The organism is Leisingera sp. S232, assembly GCF_049800895.1.
Classification (GTDB): domain Bacteria; phylum Pseudomonadota; class Alphaproteobacteria; order Rhodobacterales; family Rhodobacteraceae; genus Leisingera.
In genome coordinates, this window is sequence record NZ_JBNAFX010000002.1 from 96,165 (window position 1) to 114,946 (window position 18,782).

At 57.7% G+C, this 18,782-nt stretch carries 19 protein-coding genes; 13 read left to right on the forward strand and 6 right to left on the reverse strand.

Going from position 1 to position 18,782, the window contains the following annotated elements:
• The first annotated feature begins 3 nt into the window (after positions 1 to 3).
• Positions 4 to 876, forward strand: a complete 873-nt coding sequence (locus tag ACP151_RS02000; RefSeq protein ID WP_424977168.1) for a ribokinase — start codon at positions 4 to 6, stop codon at positions 874 to 876.
• 17 nt (positions 877 to 893) lie between these two features.
• Here ACP151_RS02000 and msrA read toward each other — a convergent pair whose 3' ends face one another.
• Positions 894 to 1,559 (reverse strand): peptide-methionine (S)-S-oxide reductase MsrA, encoded by a 666-nt coding sequence (msrA, locus tag ACP151_RS02005; RefSeq protein ID WP_424977169.1) that lies wholly within the window; start codon positions 1,557 to 1,559, stop codon positions 894 to 896.
• Between the two features lie 149 nt (positions 1,560 to 1,708).
• Between msrA and ACP151_RS02010 the strand changes: the two genes are divergently transcribed.
• Positions 1,709 to 2,617 carry a D-amino acid aminotransferase gene (locus tag ACP151_RS02010; protein ID WP_424977170.1) on the forward strand — a complete coding sequence of 303 codons (909 nt, stop codon included), beginning with the start codon at positions 1,709 to 1,711 and terminating at the stop codon, positions 2,615 to 2,617.
• Entirely contained in the window at positions 2,617 to 3,330 is a 714-nt protein-coding gene (locus ACP151_RS02015; protein WP_424977171.1) for an HAD family hydrolase, read from the forward strand. Before ACP151_RS02010 ends, ACP151_RS02015 begins: the two co-directional genes overlap by 1 nt.
• Before the next feature lie 56 nt (positions 3,331 to 3,386).
• On the opposite strand, the gene ACP151_RS02020 is transcribed toward ACP151_RS02015, so the two are convergent.
• The 3 genes from ACP151_RS02020 to ACP151_RS02030 all read right to left on the reverse strand — a co-directional run bounded on the left by ACP151_RS02020 (position 3,387) and on the right by ACP151_RS02030 (position 5,436).
• Entirely contained in the window at positions 3,387 to 3,671 is a 285-nt protein-coding gene (locus ACP151_RS02020; RefSeq protein WP_424977172.1) for an SCP2 sterol-binding domain-containing protein, read from the reverse strand.
• Positions 3,672 to 3,748: 77 nt separating this feature from the next.
• The gene (locus ACP151_RS02025; protein ID WP_424977173.1) at positions 3,749 to 4,213 is read right to left on the reverse strand and encodes a DUF1810 domain-containing protein; all 465 of its coding nucleotides are present in this window, start codon (positions 4,211 to 4,213) and stop codon (positions 3,749 to 3,751) included.
• A complete protein-coding gene (locus tag ACP151_RS02030; protein ID WP_424977175.1) occupies positions 4,210 to 5,436 on the reverse strand; it encodes an argininosuccinate synthase in 1,227 nt (408 codons plus the stop codon). The genes ACP151_RS02025 and ACP151_RS02030 overlap by 4 nt, the downstream gene beginning before the upstream one ends.
• A 137-nt stretch (positions 5,437 to 5,573) precedes the next feature.
• On the opposite strand from ACP151_RS02030, the gene ACP151_RS02035 reads away from it, so the two are divergent.
• Entirely contained in the window at positions 5,574 to 6,338 is a 765-nt protein-coding gene (locus ACP151_RS02035; RefSeq protein WP_424977176.1) for a hypothetical protein, read from the forward strand.
• 72 nt (positions 6,339 to 6,410) lie between these two features.
• Positions 6,411 to 7,637, forward strand: coding sequence for a threonine ammonia-lyase IlvA (gene ilvA / locus ACP151_RS02040; RefSeq protein WP_424977178.1), 1,227 nt, complete (start codon positions 6,411 to 6,413; stop codon positions 7,635 to 7,637).
• 12 nt (positions 7,638 to 7,649) lie between these two features.
• Here ilvA and ACP151_RS02045 read toward each other — a convergent pair whose 3' ends face one another.
• Positions 7,650 to 7,973, reverse strand: a complete 324-nt coding sequence (locus ACP151_RS02045) for an Hpt domain-containing protein (protein WP_424977179.1) — start codon at positions 7,971 to 7,973, stop codon at positions 7,650 to 7,652.
• A gap of 186 nt (positions 7,974 to 8,159) precedes the next feature.
• Between ACP151_RS02045 and ACP151_RS02050 the strand changes: the two genes are divergently transcribed.
• A complete protein-coding gene (locus ACP151_RS02050; RefSeq protein ID WP_424977343.1) occupies positions 8,160 to 9,413 on the forward strand; it encodes a PP2C family protein-serine/threonine phosphatase in 1,254 nt (417 codons plus the stop codon).
• Between the two features lie 76 nt (positions 9,414 to 9,489).
• Here the strand turns inward: ACP151_RS02050 and ACP151_RS02055 are convergent, their stop codons facing one another.
• On the reverse strand, positions 9,490 to 9,933 hold the full coding sequence (locus ACP151_RS02055) for an NUDIX hydrolase (RefSeq protein ID WP_424977181.1): 444 nt from the start codon (positions 9,931 to 9,933) through the stop codon (positions 9,490 to 9,492).
• Between the two features lie 77 nt (positions 9,934 to 10,010).
• Between ACP151_RS02055 and ACP151_RS02060 the strand changes: the two genes are divergently transcribed.
• The 7 genes from ACP151_RS02060 (at position 10,011) to ACP151_RS02090 (ending at position 18,767) form a co-directional block, all read left to right on the forward strand.
• Positions 10,011 to 10,997 carry an Hsp33 family molecular chaperone HslO gene (locus ACP151_RS02060; protein ID WP_424977182.1) on the forward strand — a complete coding sequence of 329 codons (987 nt, stop codon included), beginning with the start codon at positions 10,011 to 10,013 and terminating at the stop codon, positions 10,995 to 10,997.
• The gene (locus tag ACP151_RS02065; protein WP_424977184.1) at positions 10,990 to 11,607 is read left to right on the forward strand and encodes a CoA pyrophosphatase; all 618 of its coding nucleotides are present in this window, start codon (positions 10,990 to 10,992) and stop codon (positions 11,605 to 11,607) included. Before ACP151_RS02060 ends, ACP151_RS02065 begins: the two co-directional genes overlap by 8 nt.
• The gene (locus ACP151_RS02070; RefSeq protein WP_424977186.1) at positions 11,598 to 12,749 is read left to right on the forward strand and encodes a CCA tRNA nucleotidyltransferase; all 1,152 of its coding nucleotides are present in this window, start codon (positions 11,598 to 11,600) and stop codon (positions 12,747 to 12,749) included. The genes ACP151_RS02065 and ACP151_RS02070 overlap by 10 nt, the downstream gene beginning before the upstream one ends.
• Before the next feature lie 221 nt (positions 12,750 to 12,970).
• On the forward strand, positions 12,971 to 14,809 hold the full coding sequence (locus ACP151_RS02075; protein ID WP_424977187.1) for an ABC transporter ATP-binding protein: 1,839 nt from the start codon (positions 12,971 to 12,973) through the stop codon (positions 14,807 to 14,809).
• Positions 14,806 to 16,653, forward strand: a complete 1,848-nt coding sequence (locus tag ACP151_RS02080) for an ABC transporter ATP-binding protein (RefSeq protein ID WP_424977188.1) — start codon at positions 14,806 to 14,808, stop codon at positions 16,651 to 16,653. The genes ACP151_RS02075 and ACP151_RS02080 overlap by 4 nt, the downstream gene beginning before the upstream one ends.
• Before the next feature lie 54 nt (positions 16,654 to 16,707).
• A complete protein-coding gene (locus ACP151_RS02085; RefSeq protein WP_424977189.1) occupies positions 16,708 to 17,955 on the forward strand; it encodes a class I SAM-dependent RNA methyltransferase in 1,248 nt (415 codons plus the stop codon).
• Between the two features lie 2 nt (positions 17,956 to 17,957).
• Positions 17,958 to 18,767 carry an ion transporter gene (locus tag ACP151_RS02090; RefSeq protein ID WP_424977191.1) on the forward strand — a complete coding sequence of 270 codons (810 nt, stop codon included), beginning with the start codon at positions 17,958 to 17,960 and terminating at the stop codon, positions 18,765 to 18,767.
• Positions 18,768 to 18,782: the final 15 nt, after the last annotated feature.

The following is an 18,782-nucleotide window of genomic DNA, read 5'->3' on the forward strand; positions in this document are numbered from 1 at the left end:
GGCATGGCGATCTGGAATCTTGGCTCTATCAATGCGGACATGGTCTATGCCATGCCGCATTTGCCCGCGGCAGGGGAAACCCTTGCCGCCCGCAGCCTTGACCGATTTCTTGGCGGCAAGGGCGCCAATATGTCTGTTGCAGCGACCCGGGCAGGCAGCACTGTGCAGCACATAGGGGCTGTGGGCCCGGATGGCAGCTGGGCGATCGAACGGCTGGAGGAGTATGGGGTTGGCAGCAGCTATATCCTTCGATCTGAGCTGCCTACCGGGCACGCCATTATCGCCGTGGACCCTCAGGGAGAAAATCAGATTATCCTGTTTCCGGGGGCCAATCGTGAGCTGAACCGGGAGCAGGTGGAGCACGCGCTGTCTGAAGCCGGTTCCGGCGATATTCTGGTGATGCAGAACGAAACGAATATGCAGGCCGAAGCGGCAAGGATGGGCCGGGAAAAGGGGATGCGCGTCTGCTACGCCGCCGCTCCATTTGATGCCGCTGCAGTGAAGGCAGTTCTGCCGTTTCTGGATTTCCTGATCTTGAACGAGATCGAAGCCCAGCAGCTTCAGCAGGCCACCGGCAAAAAACCGGGTGAGCTTGGTGTTGCGGATGTGGTCATTACCTTGGGTGCCAGGGGGGCTCGGCATATCGACGGGAAAGCGCGCACCGCTAGAGACGTACCTGCGCTGCCGGTGACGCCGGTGGATACAACCGGTGCTGGGGATACGTTTACCGGCTATGTCCTGTCAGGACTGGATTTGGGGCTGACAATGGGAGAGGCAATGGAACAGGCCAGCCGTGCAGGCGCCCTTATGGTTACGCGCCAGGGCACTGCGGATGTTATTCCAAGTTTGCAAGAGGTACAGGCCGCCCGGTTCTGATCCGCTGCGGCCTGGGTTCAGTGCCCTTTGGCAAACGGAGCTGTGTCGCCCCAAAGCTGCACGACGCGTGCATCGCGACCACAGGCTTGGCGGTAGCGTTTATATGCTGCCGCCTGCCGCTTGGGTCCGAACCGGGTAAACACCAGGCTGTCACCCTTATAGTAATCCTGATGGTAATCTTCGGCCTTATAGAAGGTTCTGGTCGGCAGAACAGGGGTAACAATCTCCTGTCCCAGGGCCTGCTGAGCTTCTTTCTTGAGTTTTTCGGAAAGAGCTCTTTCTTCTTTGTTAGAGACGAAAATTGCCGTGCGATAGCTGTCGCCCCGGTCACAGAATTGGCCGCCTGCATCGGTTGGATCCACTGAGCGGAAGAACAGCTCCAGCAAATGCTGGCGGGAAACCTTAGCGGGATCAAAAGTGATTTGTACCGCTTCATAGTGGCCTGAATCGCCGCGAGTGACGTCCTTGTAGGTCGGGTTTTTCGTTTTGCCCCCTGTGTATCCGGAAACTGCTTCGATAACCCCGGGCACGCTTTCGAAATCACTTTCAACGCACCAGAAGCAGCCGCCCGCAACGGTCAATGTGGCAGTTGACTGTGCCAGAACAGGATTGCCGTGCGCAGCGACCCCGATAGCCATCAAACCGGTCAATACAAAGGGCCTTATACTTTCAAAGATTCGCATTCCCGACTCCCAGCCTGTGATGCTGTCAGCCTGCCGACTGATGTTCTTCTGCTCAACCCGGCAAGTCAGGATTTCACGGACTGGTGACAGCGCGTTATCGTTTGGATTCCGGATCCTATATTACTAACGTGCCGGCCAAGGAGGATCCCATGACCAAAAAAATGAGCACTCACCAGGCCGAAGAGGATCAGCGGAACAAAGAGATCCTGATCTATCTGAACGGTGATATCGTTCCAAAAGTCGAAGCCAGGGTGAGCGTCTATGACAGCGGCTTTATGCTGGGGGACGGCGTCTGGGAAGGGCTGCGGCTGTACAATGGTACCTGGGCCTTCATTGATGCGCATCTGGACCGGCTGTTTGAGGCTGCCAAAGCCATTGACCTGGACATTGGCATGGATCGGGATTCCGTCAAAAATGCAGTGTTAGAGACGCAGAAGGCAAATGGCATGACCACGGATGCCCATGCGCGGCTGATGGTTACCCGTGGTGTGAAAACACGGCCGTTCCAGCATCCGTCTTTGTCGCAGCAAGGGCCGACGATGGCGATTATCATGGAGCATTCGCGCCCCAACCTGCCGCGGCCGATCAAACTGGCGACGGTGCCGCATATCCGCGGTCTGCCGATGACACAGGATCCCAAGCTGAATTCACATTCCAAACTGAACTGTATCATTGCCTGCGTCGCAGCTGAGAAAGCTGGCGCAGATGAAGCCCTGATGCTGGATGTGAATGGCTTTGTGAACACCACCAATGCCTGCAATTTTTTCATTGTCCGCAAGGGGGAGGTTTGGACCTCTACCGGCGATTATTGCATGAACGGGATTACCCGGCAGAAAGTGATCGATCTGTGCCGCGAAAACGGCATTCCGGTTTTTGAACGGAATTATTCGCTGGTCGACACCTATGGTGCGGAGGAGGCCTTTTTGACCGGCACATTCGGCGCACAGACACCGGTGGGAGATATTGACGGGCGGCAAATCGGCAGCGGCGAGATGGGACCGGTGACGAAGCGTATCCGCAGTTTGTACAAAGCACTTATTGAACAGGAGTGCGCCTGATGCGGGTTGCCATGTGGTCCGGGCCGCGGAATCTGTCGACCGCACTGATGTATGCATTCGGTAACCGGGGCGATTGTGCGGTTGTGGATGAGCCGTTTTATGCGGCCTATCTGGCAATGACCGGTCTTGATCATCCGATGCGCGCAGAAATTCTGGAAAGCCAGACGCAAGATCCTGAGACCGTGGCGCAGGCCTTGCTGGGGCCGGTGCCGGCGGCCAAACCGTTCTACTACCAGAAGCACATGACTCAGCACATGATTCCCGGCGTGCCGCGGGATTGGATGCGGGAAGTCACGAATGTCTTTCTGATCCGGCACCCGGCCCGAGTGATCGCATCTTATGCGGCGAAGCGGGAAAATCCCACGCTGGAGGATATCGGAGTCCGTCAGCAGGCGGAATTGTTCGAGCTGGTGTGCAGCTGGGGTCCGAGACCTGTTGTGGTGGACAGTCATGATATTCGCGAAGACCCGGCTGCCCAACTTGAACAGCTGTGCGAGAGGATTGGTATGCCGTTTTCGCCGAAGATGCTGGATTGGCCAAAAGGCGGGCATAAAGATGATGGTGTTTGGGCCTCGCATTGGTACGGGGCTGTATGGAACTCCAGCGGTTTTGCCGGACCAGAGGGAGAGCTGCCTGAGATTCCGGAAGAACTGCAACCGGTGCTTGATGCGGCGATGCCGTTTTACGAGCAGATGAGGGATGTGAAAATCTGAGTGCAGGAAGAGCTTTGCCCCGCTCATATCTAGGATATGCCAGGTAAGGGGAAACGTCAGGCGATCAGTTTGCTGAGTTTCATGGCGACACCCATGTCGCCTGATATCTTGATCTTGCCCATCATAACAGCAGTCATCGGGTTGAGCTTGCCTGTCAGCAGTTTGGTCAGATTTTCAGAAGACAGCCGCAGCGTACAGTCGGTTTCCTGGTCTGCCGTGCTGGCGGTTCCGTCTGCCAGGACAATCACGCCGTCCTCTCCGCAATCGAATTTGAGCGAGCCGACAAAGCTTTTGCCGGTCAAACCGCTCTGAATGCCTGCGGCAATTTCGTCCAATGCCATGTCTTCCTCCCTCTTTGGAGGAAGGGTTAGGCAGGCAAGACGTGTCAGGCAATGCTGACCAAAGGGGAAGTCTGAGGTTACCGGACGGTAAGTGCTTCCTTGGTCAGCGGGCAGGGCTGGCCGCCATAGAATGCATCGAGGATCTGCTGGAATTCCCGAGGCGCATCCGGTACCGCGGCAAACAGCGTCATCGATGATCGCAGCTTCTTGGCATCAATGTCGCCAAATATCTGTGTGGCATCCTGTCCTTGGTGTTTCAGAACAAGCTGACAGGCATCCACAAGGCGGGCGCGCAGTTTTTCGTGGTTCAGATAGGCGGTTGCCTCTGCAAGATCCTCGATCCCGTAAAGCTGCGCCATATGTGAGCGGCCAAGTTCCGCCAGTTGGGGAAAGACGAACCACATCCAGTGGCTCGTCTTCTGTCCTGCAGTGAGTTCACTCAGGACATCCGCCCATACGGTGTCCTGAGCTTCGACAAACATATCCAGTTCTTCCGCGAAATCGTCCTCGAATTCGCCGTCTATGTCGTCGTATTCACTCATTTTTTGACGCGACGCTCGCGGGCTGCCAGCAGCTTGAGACGCAGGGCGTTCAGCTGGATGAAGCCGGCGGCGTCCTTTTGGTCGTAGGCGCCGGCGTCTTCTTCAAAGGTCACATGCGCTTCGGAGTAGAGCGAGTTTTCCGACCAGCGGCCAACGGTGTTCACCGAGCCCTTGTAAAGCTTCACACGCACGGTGCCGGAGACATGGGTTTGGCTTGCGTCGATAGCGGCCTGCAGCATTTCGCGTTCCGGCGAATACCAGAAGCCGTTGTAGATCAGCTCGGCGTATTGCGGCATCAGCTGGTCTTTCAGATGCATCGCGCCACGGTCCATGGTGATGGATTCGATACCGCGGTGGGCTTCCAGCATGATGGTGCCACCCGGAGTCTCGTAGATGCCGCGCGACTTCATGCCGACAAAGCGGCCTTCGACCAAGTCAAGACGACCGATGCCGTGCTTGCGGCCGTATTCATTGAGAGCGGTCAGGATGGTCGCCGGCGACATGGCCTCGCCGTTGATCGCCACCGGATCACCTTTTTCAAAGGTGATTTCGATGAATTCCGGGGTGTCAGGTGCTTCTTCCGGATGCACGGTGCGCTGGTAGACATAATCGGGCGCCATTTCCGCCGGGTCTTCCAGAACTTTACCTTCAGACGAAGTGTGCAGCAGGTTGGCGTCGACCGAGAAGGGCGCCTCGCCGCGCTTGTCCTTGGCGATCGGGATCTGGTGCGCTTCGGCAAATTCCAGCAGCTTGGTGCGCGAGGACAGATCCCACTCGCGCCAGGGCGCGATCACTTTGATGTCGGGATTCAGCGCATAGGCTGCCAGTTCGAAACGGACCTGATCGTTGCCTTTGCCGGTGGCGCCATGGGACACCGCATCAGCACCGGTGGCTTCGGCGATCTCAACCAGGCGCTTGGAGATCAGCGGGCGGGCGATGGAAGTGCCCAGCAGATAAAGGCCCTCGTAGACCGCGTTGGCGCGGAACATCGGGAAGACGAAGTCGCGGACAAATTCCTCGCGCACATCTTCGATGAAGATGTTTTCCGGCTTGATACCCAGCATTTCCGCTTTCTTGCGGGCGGGCTCCAGCTCTTCACCCTGGCCGAGGTCGGCGGTGAAGGTGACAACTTCGCAGCCGTATTCGGTCTGCAGCCATTTCAGGATGATCGAGGTGTCGAGGCCGCCGGAATAAGCGAGCACAACTTTCTTGGGCGCGGACATGGAATTCCCTCTCAGGTCAGAACGCATGCGGCGTAGCGGGTTTTGGCCGCAAGGGCAAGGTTTTCCGGGGTTTCACACTGCGTGCGCGAGAACTAAGGTCCGCGCCAAATAAGATTTTCAAACTGGAGCGGATTTTCATGAAACCTTGGGCTTTGTTCAGCCATTCGGTTGGGATGCTGGTACGCAACTTCGGGGACCTGCTTCGGGTCTTTTTGGTGCCAACTCTGTTGATCGTCGCGATTCTTGCAACATTCCTGAATTCGACAGGGTTGTGGGCAGATATGCAGTTGGGGGTGGTGACCCTGTTGCCGGAAGGTTCGGGCTTGCTTGGCCCCATGTTTCTAGTGGTCGCTCTTTCGCTTTTGATCGGAATGTGGAGCGTCGTTGCCTGGCATCGTTTTGTTCTGTTGGAGGAAATACCGCAAGGCTGGGTGCCGCCACTGCAAGGTGACAGGGTCCTGGCCTATTTAGGCCGATCGCTGCAGATTGTTTTGGTGCTGATCTGTCTTATGCTGTCAGTGGTTCTCGTTGCGATGTTGTTTGCAACCATATTGAGCGGGGCAGGCGCACCCGCGCTGTCTTTGCTGGATTTACCGCTCTCTATTGTTGTCACCTACTTTGTATTACGGTTGTCAGTCTTGCTTCCTGCGGCGGCGCTTGGCGCTGCCATGGGGCTGCGGGAGGCCTGGAACACGACGAGCGGGGCTTTCGGAGACTTGCTTGGCCTGTCGGCCATCTTGGTGGCTTTGCAATACGCAGCCCAATTCATCCTTGATTCCACAGCGGGATCGCCGACCATTGCGGCTGTCCTCTCGCTGGTGGTGTCTGTTGCACTCTCACTGATCAACATCAGCCTGCTCACGACGTTGTTTGGACATTACGCCGAAGGCCGTCCGATCTGATTAACAGTATTCTTGTGTATGCTTTTCGCCCGCCCCTTGCCTTGGGGGCGGGCTTGCGCCACTGAAGGACACATGAGCGATTTCAAGACCCAGGCCCGCAAGGCCGAGGCGGCGATGCGCGATGTGTTTCCGCCCACGCCGCTTCAACGCAATGTGCATCTGTCCGAGCGTTTCGGCGCCGACATTTACCTGAAACGCGAGGACCTGAGCCCGGTCCGTTCCTACAAGATCCGTGGCGCAATGAACGCGATGCGCAAGCAGCCGGATCAGGAGCTGTTCGTTTGCGCCTCGGCCGGCAATCACGCCCAAGGTGTTGCCTTCATGTGCCGCCATATGGGCAGGCGAGGCGTGATCTTCATGCCGGTCACCACGCCACAGCAGAAGATCCAGAAAACCCGGATGTTCGGTGGCAGCAATATCGAGATCCATCTGGTCGGCGACTATTTCGACATCTGCCTGGCTGCAGCGCAGGAATGGTGCGCCGAGAAGGGGGGGCATTTCCTGTCGCCTTTTGATGATGCGGATGTAATCGAAGGCCAGGCCTCTATCGCCGTCGAGATCGAAGCGCAGCTGGGCAAGGCGCCGGATCATGTTATCCTGCCGGTGGGCGGCGGCGGCATGTCCTCTGGTGTGGCCTCCTGGTTTGGCGATGAGGTCCACAGTTTGTTTGTGGAGCCTTCAGGCGGGGCTTGCCTGCGGGCGGCGCTGACCGCTGGCAAACCGGTGGCATTGGATCATGTTGATACCTTTTGCGATGGGGCTGCAGTCGGGCGAATCGGCCATCAGACCTTCGACATCCTGAAGGACGTGCCGTTGCCGGATGTGCTGTCCATTTCCGAGGACCGGATCTGTGCCACCATCATCGAAATGCTGAATGTGGAAGGTATTGTGCTGGAGCCGGCCGGTGCCTTGTCGGTTGTAGCGTTGCAAGACGTGCGTAGCTGGATTCGTGGCAAGACAGTTGTTTGCCTTACGTCCGGCGGTAATTTCGATTTCGAGCGGCTGCCCGAAGTCAAGGAACGGGCGCAGCGCTATTCAGGGGTGAAGAAGTACTTCATTCTGCGTTTGCCTCAGCGCCCCGGTGCGTTGAAGGAATTTTTGGGCATTCTGGGGCCTGAAGATGATATCGCCCGGTTTGAATATATGAAGAAATCGGCACGCAATTTTGGCTCGGTTCTGATCGGTATTGAAACAAAACGTCCGGAAAATTTCGAGCAGTTGTTCGCGCGTCTGGATGCAGCGGGCATGACCTATACGGATATCACCCAGGATGAGACACTGGTGCAGTTCGTGATTTAGGCCCCTAAGGGATCAGAACTTCTCTGCCAGTCCGGTCAGAAAGGTGGACTTGGAAGCTTGAAAATTGGCAACAATGGCGTTGACATCGACACTGTCAGCTTCGCCTTGCGCAGACCTGCGTTCGCCGTCAAGGCACAAAGAGGAAAACGTTTCAAACCCAAGGTTGAGCGCGCTGCCTTTTAAAAAATGCAGGTCCTGTTCCAGCTGACTACGGTTGCCGCCGTCCAGCTTGCCGATGACTTCTTCAACTTCTTCGAGAAAGATTTCAACAACTTCCCCGAAATCTTCGGGGCCTACTTCCTCGCGCAACTCTGAAACGCGCGGCCAGTCAATCATGTGATACGTCCTTACGATCTTTCGCTGTGCGCACTTCTTAAGTTGATTGCAGTAAAAATATGGTGAAATAAAGAAGGAAGCTAAAATTTTAGGCTTCACCGCCTGTTAAATCTCTGGACCGATTGTATCACAAGATCTTCTGATTTTGCCATTTGTGAGGTGCCTTCGGTGCTGCCAGAAAGTTCGATGGACGACGAGGACCAGACAGTGGCCGGATCAATACGCCGTGTGCTGGTTGTGGATGACAGCCGGCTGCAAAGACGTATCCTTGTAGCATCCCTGAAAAAGTGGGGTTTCGATGTCGTTGAAGCGGACAGCGGCGAGGCAGCGATGGAGATCTGCCAGGCAGAAACCCCTGATCTGATTCTCAGCGACTGGATGATGCCGGGCATGAACGGGCTGGAATTTTGCCGCGCGTTCCGCGCGCGCGCCAGCGAAGATTATGCCTATTTCATTCTGTTGACCTCCAAGAGCGAAAAAAATGAGGTAGCCGAAGGACTTGACGCGGGCGCTGACGATTTCCTGACGAAGCCTGTCAGCTCGGATGAATTGCGGGCGCGGATCTCTGCGGGGGAGCGCATTCTGCGAATGCAGCGGGAACTGTCTGAAAAGAACCGTATTGTGTCTGAGACACTGGGTGAGTTGCAGCGGGTCTACGATGCAATCGACAAGGATTTGATCCAAGCCCGAAAAATCCAGGAATCTCTGGTGCCGGAACTGTACAAGGAATTTGGATCTTCCTCTGTCAGTCTGCTGCTGAAGCCTTGCGGGCATATCGGCGGCGATCTGGTGGGAATGTTCTCACCTGGTGTCAATCGAATCGGGTTTTATTCGATTGATGTTTCAGGCCATGGCATCACCTCTGCGATGATGACTGCGCGTTTGGGTGGATACCTGTCGTCCAACTACTTTGATCAGAATGTCGGCATGGAGAAACGGTTCAACCGTTTTTACGCTTTGCGCCAGCCCGAAGAAGTTGCCAGCCTTCTGAATGCGCGGCTGATTGCTGATACCGGGATCGAAGAATACTTCACCATGGCCTACTGCATTGCTGATTTGCGCAATGGAACTGTCAAAATGGTGCAGGCCGGTCATCCGCATCCGCTGCTGATGCGCAGGAACGGCGATCTGGAATTCATCGGCAAGGGGGGGGTGCCGGTCGGCCTGGTGCCGGATATCGGGTACAGCCAGGAAGAGTTCACAATGGAGCGCGGTGACCGTCTTCTGTTGTTCTCCGACGGATTCACCGAGGCGCGTCTGGAGGATGGCTCCATGTTAGAGCCTGAAGGCCTGCTTGATCTGGTTCAAAAATGCGGACCAGAGCGGAGCGGCAAAGAGTTTCTGGACGACCTATATTGGCAATTGACCCAGATAATGAGCAAGGAACACGGTCTGGAGGATGATGTTTCCGCCACTTTGTTCGAGTATCAGGGGCCCTAGAAAACCCTCACAGCTGTTGATCTGATGTCCTGGCTTTGCTGGGATTTAATGCATTTTTACAGCACAACCGGTCTTGTCACATACGACTTGCCAGCTGGGCAGCAAAATGGCGGTCGCCGGCGTTGCCCAGACGGGTGGCAGCCTCTTGCGGTGCTATCCAAAGCGCTTCATGCGCGTCTTCCAGCGGCGGGCCGATGCGGCGCAACGGCCGGGCCACATAGATATTGCATAGCTTTTCGGCCCAAAGATCATACTCCGGCATATAGGCAAAGCGCCGGAAAACCCCCAGCTTGCGCGGGGCAGAGATTTTCCAGCCGGTCTCTTCATAGACTTCGCGGTGCAATGCAGGAATCGGTGATTCCCCAGGATCGATACCGCCGCCCGGCAGCTGCAAATCCGGGTCTGGATCATACTGACAGGTGACAAGCAGCTTGCCGTCTCGCGGCAGCAATGCATAGGCGCCGGGACGTCTGCGGTAGGTCTGACCCTTCTGCGGCGTCTCGCCAAAACGTCTGATCACCGGCAGGCCCCTTCACTCTGCTGCTGTTTCTCCTATATAGCCCCGGTATGCCAATCCCCGGCGCGTAAGGAAACCCCATGACTATTGGTTCGAAAATCGCGTGGGACGACACCGTCCTGCCTTTCCAGCTTGATGCATCCGACATGCGCGGCCGCGTGGCGCGGCTGGACGGTGTTCTGGATGGTATCCTGAAACAGCACGACTACCCGCCAGTAGTCGAGGCGCTGGTTGCCGAGGTGGCACTGCTGACAGCGCTGATTGGGCAAACCATTTCGCTCCGCTGGAAGCTGTCGCTGCAGGTTCAGTCCAAAGGTGCGGTGCGGATGATCGCAACCGATTATTACGCGCCGCAGAAGGAAGGCGAGATTGGCCAAATCCGCGCCTATGCAAGCTTTGATCGCGACCGGCTGACAGACAGCAATCCCTTTGACCAAGTCGGCGAAGGATATTTCGCCATCCTGATCGACCAGGGCAATGGCACCAAGCCTTACCAGGGGATTACGCCGCTCTCTGGTCAGTCGCTGCGGGCCTGCGCCGAAGCTTACTTTGCCCAATCTGAACAGCTGCCGACTATGTTCAAGCTGAGTTTCGGAAAGTCCGCTGAGGCTGGCGTGGCTGCGCATTGGCGCGCAGGTGGGGTGATGCTGCAAAGTATGCCTAAGGCGTCGCCTTTTGCGGCGCAGGGGGAAGGATCGGGAGACGTTCTTCAGGCCGGCGATCTTGTTTCCGGCGACCAGGAAGAGAACTGGAACCGGGTCACCATGCTGCTGAATACGGTGGAGGAACTGGAGCTGGTTGGTCCGTCAGTATCGCCGACCGACCTGTTGATCCGATTGTTTCACGAGGAACAACCCCGGGTCTATGATTTCCAGGCCGTCCGTTTCGGCTGCACCTGTTCCGAAGAGCGGGTACGGCAAAGCCTGTCCATCTATTCGGCCAAGGACATAGGCACTATGACGAACGAGGATGGCCGGGTCACTGCCGATTGCCAGTTCTGTGGCGCGCATTACGATCTGGACCCGGCGAGCGTAGGGTTTGACGCGGAAAACCCGCCCGGTGAGTGACGCTGCTCAACAGCTCACCAGAAATCTCGCCGCTGCCCTGGGCAAGCAGGGCAGCGGCTCCTCTGATTTTGACCTCAACCCCGGAACGGTTCTGCCAGAAGGGCGCAAGCTGCGCCCGGCCGGGGTTCTGGTACCTATCTCCCTTACTGCAGGCATACCGCGGCTGATTCTGACCAAGCGGTCCTCGGCCCTGAAACACCACCCGGGCCAGATTGCCTTTTCTGGCGGCAAGGTGGATGCTGGTGACAAGGATGCCGGTGCTGCGGCGTTGCGCGAGGCCTGGGAGGAAATCGGCCTGCCGCAGGATCTGCCGAAGATAATCGGAAGCCTGCCGGAGCATGAGACTGTGACAGGTTTTTCTGTGACGCCGGTGGTTGCACTGATCAGGGAAGAATTCACTGTGCGCCCGGAAGAGGGCGAAGTGGCAGAGGTGTTTTCGGTTCCCCTGTCCCATGTGCTGAAGCTGGACAACTACATCATTGAGTCCCGACGCTGGCGCGGTGCCCGCCGCCGCTATTATACCGTACCCTACGGCCCCTATTACATTTGGGGGGCCACCGCGCGGATGCTGCGCGGTTTGGCAGCACGGATGGAGCGTTCATGCGGATAGATCAGCCCTGGCTGAATGACCCGGCAACCCAGGCGGTTTGCCAGGCTGTTGCAGCGGATGGCGCGCAAGTGCTGTTTGTTGGCGGCTGCGTGCGAAATGCGCTGCTGGAAGAGCCGGTCTCGGATATGGATATCGCCACAGATACACTGCCGGAACAGGTGATGGCGCTGGCCGCGCGGGCGGGTATCAAAGCTGTCCCGACCGGCATCGACCACGGCACCGTGACGCTGGTCAAAGACGGCATCCCGCATGAGATCACAACTTTCCGCAAAGATGTGGCCACCGATGGCCGTCGTGCCGTGGTGGCCTTCTCCAAGGATATTGCCGAAGATGCCCGCCGCCGCGACTTTACCATGAACGCGATTTATGCACGACCGGATGGAGAGGTCGTTGATCCGCTGGGCGGCATGGCGGATCTGCAGGCGCGGCGAGTACGGTTCATCGGAGCAGCACAGAACCGCATCCGGGAGGATTACCTGCGGTCGCTGCGCTATTTCCGGTTTCATGCCTGGTATGGCGATCACGCAGAAGGGTTCGATGCTGAGGCACTGGCGGCAATTGCTGCAAACCTGGACGGATTGACGACACTGTCCAAGGAACGCATCGGGGCTGAACTGCTGAAACTTCTGGCTGCGCCGGATCCTGCGCCCTCGATAGCAGCGATGAGGCAATCAGGCGCCCTGATCAAAGTGCTTCCCGGTGCGGACGATCGTGCCTTGGCTCCGCTAATTCACCTAGAGGGAGACCGGGCCGCGTCTCCCATCCGCCGGCTTGCTGCGCTGGGCGGAGAAAGGGTGCAGGAAGCCCTTCGGCTCAGCAAGGCGCAGGCTGTTCAACTGGCTGCAATTCGGGAAGCGGCGGAGGGGACTGATGGCGCAGTGAAACTGGGTTACAAACTTGGCGCAAGACAAGCAATGGATGCACTGCTTTTACGTGCCGCGTTACTGGAACAGCCAGTCGTGCCTCATTCAGAGAATGAAATAGCGCGGGGTGCAGCGGCTGTCTTTCCGGTGAAATCGCGCGATCTTCTGCCGAGTTTCAAGGGTCCGGCGCTGGGCGCGGCCTTGAAAAAACTTGAGACCGATTGGATTGCCTCGGATTTCACATTGACCCGGGAAGAGCTGCTGGATTCCCTCCGCTGACATACCCTGTCAGCAGCGTCACAACCGCAGGGGGGTGACAAAGCAAAAAATCTTGCTTAAGCCTTAGGCAGCAACCACATGACGGGAGGAATGCTGATGTACTACGGGATCTGGTTTCTCTAACGCCTGAGACCTTACCCCGTTGGGGACGTGGGAGCCTTGGGCGACCCGCTGTCTGCATCTGTATTCCAAATTCATGCTCGAACGACTGGAGCACCCGCATGTTTCGCTTCTTTGAAAACCTCGTTGATCCCTATTGTGCCCACCCTGAGACCGACACGCCGCCGACCCGGCTGTGGCCGTTTCTGCGCGACTATTCCCAACCGTTTAGAACCCTGTTTGCCTTGGCTGCGCTGATGTCGGTGATTGTGGCCGCGATTGAGGTCGGGCTGATCTATTACATGGGCCGCGTCGTGGACATCATGTCCGGCACACCCGAACAGGTCTGGCAGGACTATGGCACAGAACTGATCCTGATGGCCTTGTTCATCCTGTTGCTGCGTCCGGTGATCCAGTTTCTGGATGTGGTGCTTCTGAACAACGCGATCTTGCCGAACTATGGCACGCTGATCCGCTGGCGGGCGCATAAGCAGGTTCTGCGTCAATCGGTCGGCTGGTTTGAGAATGACTTTGCCGGCCGTATCGCCAACCGCATTATGCAAACTCCGCCTGCCGCAGGGGAGGTCGTCTTTCAGGTCTTTGACGCGATCACCTTTTCACTGGCTTATCTGGTCGGCGCTGCAGTGCTGCTTTGGGTTGCGGATGTGCGGCTGATGCTGCCGCTGGCGATCTGGTTTGGCCTCTATGCGCTATTGGTGATGTGGACCGTCAAACGGGTTGGTCCGGCCAGTCAGGCGTCTTCGGATGCGCGCTCTACCGTGACGGGCCGTGTGGTTGATAGCTATTCCAATATCCACTCGGTCAAGATGTTCGCCCATCACGACCATGAATTGACCTATGCCCGGGAGGCAATTGAAAACACCCGCAAAACTTTTCAGGTCGAGATGCGGATTTTCACTGTTATGGATGCGGTCCTCGTCATGCTGAACGGGCTGCTGATTGTCGGTGTGGTCGGCTGGGCGGTGATGCTGTGGATGCAGGGCAGTGCTTCAGTTGGCTTGGTGGCGGCAGCAACGGCACTGACTTTGCGGCTGAATGCGATGACCGGCTGGATCATGTGGGCACTGACCTCCTTTTTCCGCCAGCTGGGCGTTGTTGCTGAAGGCATGGAAACCATCGCCCAGCCCATCGACTTGGTGGATGTCGCCAATGCGGACCCGCTGCACTTGACCGAGGGCGAAATCGAGCTGCGCGGCCTTTCGCACCACTACGGGCGTGAGGCCGGCGGTTTGGACAAGATCAGCATGACCATCCAGCCGGGCGAGAAGATCGGTCTGATCGGGCGGTCGGGTGCCGGCAAGTCGACCTTGGTCAAGCTGCTCTTGCGGTTCTATGACGCCGAAAGCGGTCAGATTCTGATCGACGGCCAGGACATCCGAGCCGTGACGCAGGACAGTTTGCGCAGCCGGATCGGCATGGTCCAGCAGGACAGTGCGCTGATGCACCGTTCGGTGCGGGATAACCTGCTGTATGGCCGTCCCGATGCCTCTGAGGATCAGATGATCGCCGCCGCCAAACAGGCACAGGCACATGATTTCATCTTGGACCTGGAGGACCCGCAGGGGCGCAAAGGCTATGATGCCCATGTGGGCGAGCGCGGGGTGAAACTGTCTGGCGGTCAGCGCCAACGGGTGACGCTGGCGCGGGTGATCCTGAAGGATGCACCGATCCTGGTGCTGGACGAGGCGACCTCGGCGCTGGATTCTGAGGTGGAAGCCGTCATTCAGGAGACACTGTACGGCATGATGCAGGGCAAAACGGTGATCGCTATTGCACATAGGCTGTCCACTATCGCGCAGATGGACCGTATCCTGGTGATGGATCAGGGCCGTATAGTTGAAGAAGGCACGCATGAGGCGCTATTGCAGGCGCAGGGGCTTTATGCACAGCTTTGGGCGCGCCAGTCCGGCGGCTTCCTGAACATCGAGGCAGCAGAATGAACATAGGCAACCTGATCGACGCCTTCCGCCCGGCTAAGGGGCCGCCACCGCAACGGTTGGGGGCTTTCCTGCGTTGGTGCCTGTCCGGCGCCTGGCCGATGCTGTTCATGGCGGCTGCGTTTTCGGCGCTGGCCGGCGGGATGGAGGCAGGCACTGCCTTTATCCTCGGTATGGTGATCGACACTGCCATTTCCAGCGGGCCAGAGCAGTTCTTTTCCGTGGGCAATTTTACAGTAATCGCGCTGGCGCTGGGTTTTTTCCTGTTTGTGCGCCCGGTGTTGTTTGGCTTGTCTGCGGCCTCAAACGCGATTGTGGTGCAGCCCAATGTGAGCCCGCTGGTGCTGTCGCGCCTGAACCGCTGGACGCTGGGTCAGTCGGTGCGGTTCTTTGATGATGATTTTGCCGGCCGGATTGCCCAGAAACAGATGCAGACAGCCACGGCTGTGACCTCTGTCACGACTGAGATGATCAATGTGGTTGCCTTTGCGTTGGCGTCGCTTGTGGGGTCTTTGGCTTTGTTAGGCTCTATCGACTGGCGCATCACCGGAGTGTTCCTGGCCTGGCTGATCGGCTATTTCGCCTTGATCCGCTGGTTTCTGCCTCGGGTGCGCGAACGTTCAGGAGACAGGGCAGGCGCCAGAGCGATGGTAACGGGGCAGGTAGTGGATTCGATCACCAACATCAAAACGGTGAAACTGTTTGCTCATGCCGACCACGAAGAGCGCACCGCACAGGACGCAATGGTCACGTTCCGCGAGAAGTCGCTGCATTTTGGCTATCTTTCCGCCAGCTTCCGGTTCTCCCTGATGTGCCTGGCGGGCATTCTACCTGTGTTGCTGATCGGGGCGACTTTGTTTCTGTGGAAATCCGGAACAGCGACCGAAGGGGATATTGTGGCTGCAGGCGCCGTCTCCATCCGCATTGCTCAAATGACCGGCTGGGTGAGTTTCACGATGATGGCGATCTACTCCAATGTTGGAGAAATCGAAAACGGCATGAAGACGCTTTCGGTGCAGGACCGGGTAGAGGATGTGACGGGCGCTGCAGATTTGCAGGTCAGCGCGGGCGGGATAGTCTTTGACCAGGTGGAATTCGCCTATGGTCGCGATGTGGGCGGGGTGCGGGACATCAGCCTGACCATTCAGCCGGGAGAGAAACTGGGGATTGTCGGGGCCTCCGGGGCAGGCAAGTCGACACTCGTTTCATTGCTGCTGCGGCTCTATGAAGGGGAAAAAGGCCAGATCAGGATTGATGGCCAGGAAATATCCGGCGTCACACAGAACTCGCTGCGCAGCCAGATTGGCATGGTCACCCAGGAAACGGCCATGTTCAACCGTTCGGCGCGGGAGAACATTCTCTATGGGCGGCCGGACGCTTCGGAAGATGAATTGGTCGCCGCGGCGGAAAAGGCCGAGGCGCATGAGTTCATCACGGATCTGGAAGACGGGCAGGGCCGCCAGGGCTACGATGCCTATCTGGGGGAGCGCGGTGTAAAGCTTTCGGGCGGGCAGCGACAGAGGATCGCGCTGGCGCGGGCTATTCTCAAGGATGCGCCGATCCTGGTGCTGGATGAGGCGACCTCAGCGCTGGATTCTGAAGTTGAGGCCGCGATTCAGGTGGCTTTGCACCGGGTGATGGACGGTAAAACGGTGCTGGCGATTGCACACCGTCTGTCCACGCTCAGCGAAATGGACCGGATCATCGTGATGGATAAGGGCAGGATTGCCGAAATCGGCAACCACGAAGAATTGCTGGCCAAAGACGGGCTCTATGCCAAGTTCTGGACCCGGCAGTCAGGCGGCTTTATCTGTACAGATGAGGACACGGTGGAAGCTGCTGAATAAAGTTCCCAGCGTATTTTGCTTTTGCTGATGCCTGGCCCGCGCTATGGAGCGGCCATGACTGACGCAGCCAGAACCACAGTAACGATCAGTCGGCTTGGCCATCAGGGTGATGGCGTGGCCGACGGTCCCTTGTTTGCACCGCGCACGCTGCCGGGCGAAACCGTCACCGGAACCGTGGAGGGCAGCCGCCTGACTGGCATCCGGATCGAGACGCCCTCGGAACATCGGGTGCAGCCGCCCTGTCGCCACTACAAATCCTGCGGCGGCTGCCAGTTGCAGCACGCCAGCGATGCCTTTGTGGCGGATTGGAAAACGGATGTGGTGCGCAATGCGTTGACGGCGCAAGGGCTGGAAACAGAATTCCGGCCGATCCTCACCTCGCCACCGCTTTCCCGCCGCCGTGCCACCCTGTCGGTGCGGCGCACCAAGAAAGGGGCGATGGCAGGTTTCCATGGTCAGGCATCGGATGTGATTACCGAAATTCCCGATTGCCAATTGCTGGCGCCTGCATTGATGGCGGCGATACCGGTGGCCGAAGCGCTGGCGCTGGCTGGCGCCAGCCGCAAGGCGCCGCTGGCAGTAACCGTTACCACCTCTGAGGCCGGACTGGACATGCTGGTCAAGAACGGCAAACCATTGGATGGGCCTTTGCGCATTGAGCTGGCGCAACTGGCCGAAAAGCACAGGATTGCCCGCCTGACCTGGGACGACGAGCCGGTCGCGATGGAACAGCCACCGGTGCAGCCTTTTGGCACTGCCCGTGTTTGCCCGCCGGCAGGCGCCTTTCTGCAGGCCACCCGCGAGGGTGAACATGCGCTGCTGGCCAGTGTGCTGGAAATCACCAAAGGCACCAAGCGGATCGTCGATCTGTTTGCCGGCTGCGGAACCTTCTCGCTGCCCTTGGCGCAGCATGCCGAAGTGCATGCCGTGGAAGGCGAGAGAGAGATGCTGGAGGCACTGGATACCGGATGGCGCAAGGCCCAAGGTCTGAAGAAAGTCACCATTGAAGCCCGCGATCTGTTTCGCAATCCACTGCTGCCAGTAGATCTAAACCCCTTTGGCGCAGCCTTTGATGCTGCAGTCATTGACCCACCACGGGCCGGCGCTGAGACACAGACTGAACAGCTGGCTCAGGCGCGCACGCCGGTGATCGCCTATGTTTCCTGTAATCCGGTCAGCTTTGCCCGAGACGCAAAGATCTTGGTCTCTGCGGGTTACAGCCTTGATTGGGTTCAGGTTGTTGACCAGTTCCGCTGGTCGGCCCATACCGAACTCGTCGCAAGATTTTCCCTGACAGACTGAGAATGACGGATATTCAAGTGATGACACCGACCCGCCGCCTGGAAGCCATTCTGGACAGCAGCCGCTTTGGCCGCTTCATCACAGCCGTAATCATGATCAATGCTGTCACGCTGGGGCTTGAGACCGCTCCGTCGGTTATGGCGAAGGCTGGCGGGCTGATCCATCTGATCGACAAGATCTGCTTGTCCATCTTTGTAGTCGAAATCCTTGCCAAGCTTTTGGTGCGGCGGCTTCGGTTCTTCCTGAGCGGCTGGAATGTGTTTGATTTCGTGATTGTCGGCATTGCATTGGCACCGGGGACACAGGGTCTGTCCGTCTTGCGGGCGCTGCGTATCTTGCGGGTGCTGCGGGTGATCTCGGTTGCACCAAGACTGCGCCGGGTCGTCGAAGGCTTCATCACTGCGCTGCCGGGTATGGGGTCAGTTTTTCTGCTGATGGCGATTATTTTCTATATCGGGTCGGTCATTGCGACCAAACTGTTTGGCCAGGACTTCCCGGAATGGTTCGGCAATCTGGGGCTCAGTGCCTATTCGCTCTTTCAGATCATGACGCTTGAAAGCTGGTCCATGGGAATTGTTCGCCCGGTCATGGAGGTGCATCCATACGCCTGGGCATTCTTTGTACCGTTCATCATGGTCACAACCTTTGCCGTGGTGAACCTGCTGGTCGGTCTTATCGTGAATTCGATGCAGGATGCTCATGGCGAGGAAGAGGTAGAGCGCACAGACGCTTACCGGGATGAGGTGTTGAGCAGGCTGGAAGCGATTGAGCAAAAACTAACCGGAGATGCGGCCCCGGACAGGAAATTGTGAATTTCCTTAACAGCA